This window comes from Staphylococcus intermedius NCTC 11048, from assembly GCF_002902385.1.
Lineage (GTDB): Bacteria > Bacillota > Bacilli > Staphylococcales > Staphylococcaceae > Staphylococcus > Staphylococcus intermedius.
This window is the reverse complement of record NZ_PPQH01000088.1, coordinates 1-4,389: the sequence shown is the minus strand read 5'-3', so window position 1 is coordinate 4,389 and position 4,389 is coordinate 1. Positions and strand designations below refer to the sequence as shown.

General features: G+C 35.1%; 3 protein-coding genes. All 3 read right to left on the bottom strand.

Features of this window, described 5'->3' with window-relative positions:
- A partial coding sequence (locus tag CD138_RS12520) for an SdrD B-like domain-containing protein (RefSeq protein WP_103266000.1) occupies positions 1–2,422 on the bottom strand: 2,422 nt, incomplete at its 3' end.
- Positions 2,423–2,501: 79 nt separating this feature from the next.
- Positions 2,502–2,732, bottom strand: a complete 231-nt coding sequence (locus CD138_RS12515; RefSeq protein WP_051005975.1) for a YSIRK-type signal peptide-containing protein — start codon at positions 2,730–2,732, stop codon at positions 2,502–2,504.
- A gap of 1,330 nt (positions 2,733–4,062) precedes the next feature.
- A complete protein-coding gene (locus CD138_RS12510; RefSeq protein ID WP_019168467.1) occupies positions 4,063–4,281 on the bottom strand; it encodes an IDEAL domain-containing protein in 219 nt (72 codons plus the stop codon).
- Positions 4,282–4,389: the final 108 nt, after the last annotated feature.

The window sequence follows — 4,389 nt, the reverse complement described above, 5'->3', positions numbered from 1 at the left end:
CGTTCGTTGAAGTACCATTAGAGTCGTTATCCGTTGTGCCTTGACCTGTTTGCGTTGGTGTATAACCGTCAGGTGTCGTGAACTCAATCGTATAATTACCTTGTTTAACGTTTTCGAATAAGTAGTTACCATTTGAATCCGTTGTACGCGTATCGACAATGTTACCATCAGCATCTTTCAATGTGACAGTTACGTTAGGGATACCTGGTTCATCCGTGTCTTGGATACCGTCTTTATTCGTATCTTCCCAAACTTTATCACCGATATTGTGAGTTGGTGGTACAGGTGGCTCAGTTTTGAAGAAACCACTATCAATGGTTAAGTCATCATCAGTTTCTACCAAAATACGTGTAGAAGTCCCGTTAGAGTCTCTGCCTAATGTGCCTTGTCCTGTTAGTGTTGGCGTATAACCATCAGGTGTTTCAAAGTCAATTGTGTATTCGCCTTCTTTAACATCTTCAAATAAGTAGTTACCACTCGTATCCGTTGTACGTGTACCTACAACATTACCGTCCTTATCTGTAAGTGTGACTTTAACATTGGCGATACCTGGTTCACCCTCATCTTGGATACCGTTTTTATTCAAGTCTTCCCATACTCTATCACCCACATTACGTGTAGGTGTTTCAGTGAGATAGAAACCTTGGTCAACGGTTAAGTTATTACCGTCACTGATGATACCTTGTGCACTATTTGGACCATCTGAATCTGACGCATCATTACCTTGGTTTTGCGGACTCGCAGTATATCCTTCAGGTGTTTCGAAATCTACAGTGTAAATACCATTTGGTAAATTATCAAAAATATATTTACCGTTCGTATTTGTTTCAACTTGCTCTAACACTTTTACGTCTTTATCTTTTAATGTGACTTTTACACCTGGTATTCCGATTTCACCCGCATCTTGAATACCATTTTTGTTTGTATCTTCCCAAACTTTGTCACCTAATTGATATGTTGCTAAAGTACCATCTGCAGTACCGCTAGATAGACTTTTTACAATATTGTTATCCCATGTAATACGGTCGTATTGATTATAGATGTTTTCTGTATACATTGAAGCACGTAAATTTAAGTCTTCAGAAGAACCTGAAACCTCTTTACTTGAAACTTTAATAATATAGCGGGCACCATTTAAGTCGCCTAAGAATACATCCGCCATGTTGCGTCCATCACGGAAAATTGTTTCAAATTGACTCGTTACATCTTCATATTCGCTATCAATGACACCAAAACTACTATTTAGTGCTTGACCATCTGCCACTTTGAAAATTTTAATCGTAGTGACATCTGGATTCACCTGGCCATTACTTTTAGCAGGGTCGTCTTGGAAGCCTTGGATTCTAACGACAGTCCCATTCGCAGTTTTCTGCAAAGGATTGACGTAGATGTATTGCTCGTATTCACCTGTTGTGGGATCTTCCATTGTAATCATCGACTTCAAGTTAGAGTCGGCTACATTGTAATATTGACCATAGTTAACATCAATTTGAGTATCTAATGTTTCACCAGCAATTTCATAGTGTAATGGATATCTAGCTGAATTTTTAGCGACATTACGATCCATAAATTGTGTTAAATTGAATGAACCACTTACATCTTGTAAATTATTAACAGCGCTAGTAAATCTGTAAGTTAATGTATGGGTGTCGACATCATAGTCACCTAATGCAATAACTTCACCGCTAGCGTTTTTAAGCTGTTCTTTGTAGTCAGGTGAGTAACGTGTATCCCCAAATGTGTTGACAGTGTCAGGCATTTTAACTGTGAAGTAATCGCCTTCTTTAACCGTACCATTGACAGCGAAGTCACTCTTCAAATAAAAGCTACCTGAGTTGTTCGGTTCGATATAAGATTCACTGATTTTCATGTTGGATGCTGTGATTTGGTCATTTACATTTGAACCACCTGCAGCTAAAGGTGTAGCGTCAGTAGCACTTACAGCACGTAATAGTGATTTTCCTTGAACCATTTTCAACTGACGTGGTGCAGTAACTGCTTTTGGTGTTGCATCAACATTTGTTGTGTTATTGGTTGCTTCTGGAGTTGGTGTTGATTCAGTAGGTTGATTATTCAAAGTTGATTTTGATGCAGATATTTGATCACTTGATTCATCGTTTGTAGGAAGTGGTTGGTCATTCGTCTGTTGTGAAGGTGTCGTAGATGGGGAATCTTGTTGAGATGAACCTTTGTTTTGAGAATTAGAAGGTGTTGTTTCTTGTTTGCTATTGACGCTCTCATTTTCTACTTCTTGACTTGATGTTTTATCTGGTGATGTATTCTGTCCTGTTTCAGTCGTTTTATTTTGTGTTGCTTCTATTTGAGCAATATCAGTTTCTTTTGGAGTTTCTTGAGTTTGTGTTGTGCTGTCTTTAGCTTCTGATGATGCAGCATCTGAAGTTTGCGTAGCCTGTGTTGCCACTGTTTCATTCGTTTCTTGATTTTGAGTTGGTGTTAATTCAGTATTCGATTGTGTAGCTGTTGTTTCATCTATAGTTGTTTCATTCTTTTTTTGTTTGTGAATCAGCTTGTTCTTCTGCTGATGCTTTGTTAAATCCCTCTTGTAATTGCGTCACAGTGACAGGTGTTGTTGAGTTTTCAGCTGCAAAAGCTTCGTGATGAAGGCCGAAAAATGCAACAGTTCCGATTAAAAAGGACGCTGTACCCACAGAACACTTTCGAATCGAAAATCGTGATAAGGTCCTGGGATTATTTGATTTTGGGTTTTTCATTTAAATATCATCTCCAATAACATTTGTTGATTTAAAAGTACAATCAATCGTGTAAAAATTCTATGATAATAAACTGTTTAATACAAGAATAAAAATTAAAAGATTTAATTAATCAAGGTTTTTTTAAACGGAATCTTTTCTACTTTATAAATGTTAATTTTTTGCAAAATGTTAATTTTAACTTGTAACTTTGTGGGTTAGCTCTATGGATTATTAAACTGAATAACTAATATATAGATGAAAACTCAATTATTTTAATATAAAATTCGTTTATTTTTGTGGTTTCATTCGATTGTATTGTCACTAAAAGTGGTATGTTTATTTTTCATCACGTTCAGGCGTTGTTTATGGGCGTTAAAATATTGTACTATATAAAATGAAGGTATAAATCTATCTATGGTTAATTTGGTGTCAAAGTGCTATGAATTAAAATATCATTAACAATGACACGAAAAATGAAATGTTGTATCTATTTAAGGTGTTCATAATAGGGTGAATACAATAAGAAAGGGGAGTGAGTTATGGACAATAAAGATAGGGTATTGACGATATTGAATATTGTCACAAATGTTATCGTGACTGTCGTATTAGTGATACGCATGGTAAATAAACGTTGTCCCAATTCACGTCATCTTTGATTGAATTGTATGTATTCCAAAAAAAGTAAGTGATTGTAATGAGATGGATGGTAGGTATTATTCTGTGGGAATTTTGTTTCAACAGTACTCTTGTGAAGGGGATTTTTTTGAAGTCGAGCCCATGCATACATATCGATCTTTATTCATTATTGTATGGCATCATTTTTACAACATGTATTTTGGGTATAATATGAATAAGTTTGGACGATGTACATTTTCTATTTGATAACAAATGTCAGATAGGAGAGGAACGTGACAAGTAAAATCGTCATGAGGCTTTTGAGGACGCTGCAAAAATAAAAGAGTCGTTCTTACAATCCTTATTGCAATGTTTCAAACAATAGATGAGATTAAGTTGTATTTTTGTATTTTGAGGGGGGATTTAAATTGACGAGTAGAAATAAGGATATAAAGGCAATTGTTTTTAACGTTATGATCATTATCGCGTGTATTGTAGCTATTTTTTACATGCTGAGTCATTAGAATATAGAATCAAGGGACGTTACTCAATCTTAAAGTGATTAAATGCAATCAAGTCATGATTTTCATTTGGAAATGAAAGTGTAAATATTCATACACGACTTAAATTACGGACACAAATAAGTATAAAATTTAACATAACGACGTAAAAACAGGACTACCCACACATGACGGATAGTCCTGTTTAATTTGAAGACGTGGAAATCATTTGACTACTCAACGTTGACTGCCTCCAACTCTAAATATTCATTGGTATATTCTAGAAATGCTTGTTCATTTTTATTGACTAATGCTTCATCAATTAACTGTTGCAATTTCTGTTTTCTTTGGTTCTTTAATGCATGTGCAATCACAAGTTCAACGCCCATCTGATTAATCGTACGGACTGGGTCAGCAACCATTTGTTTCTTTACATCAGTTTGATTTTTCATGTTGAGTCACTCCTTTGTGTTAAATGCATACTACTAAGTTATTAAATAGTATAACGAACTATACCATAAAATGCAATGAATTTTCAGAATTTTTAAAGTAATTAAGTC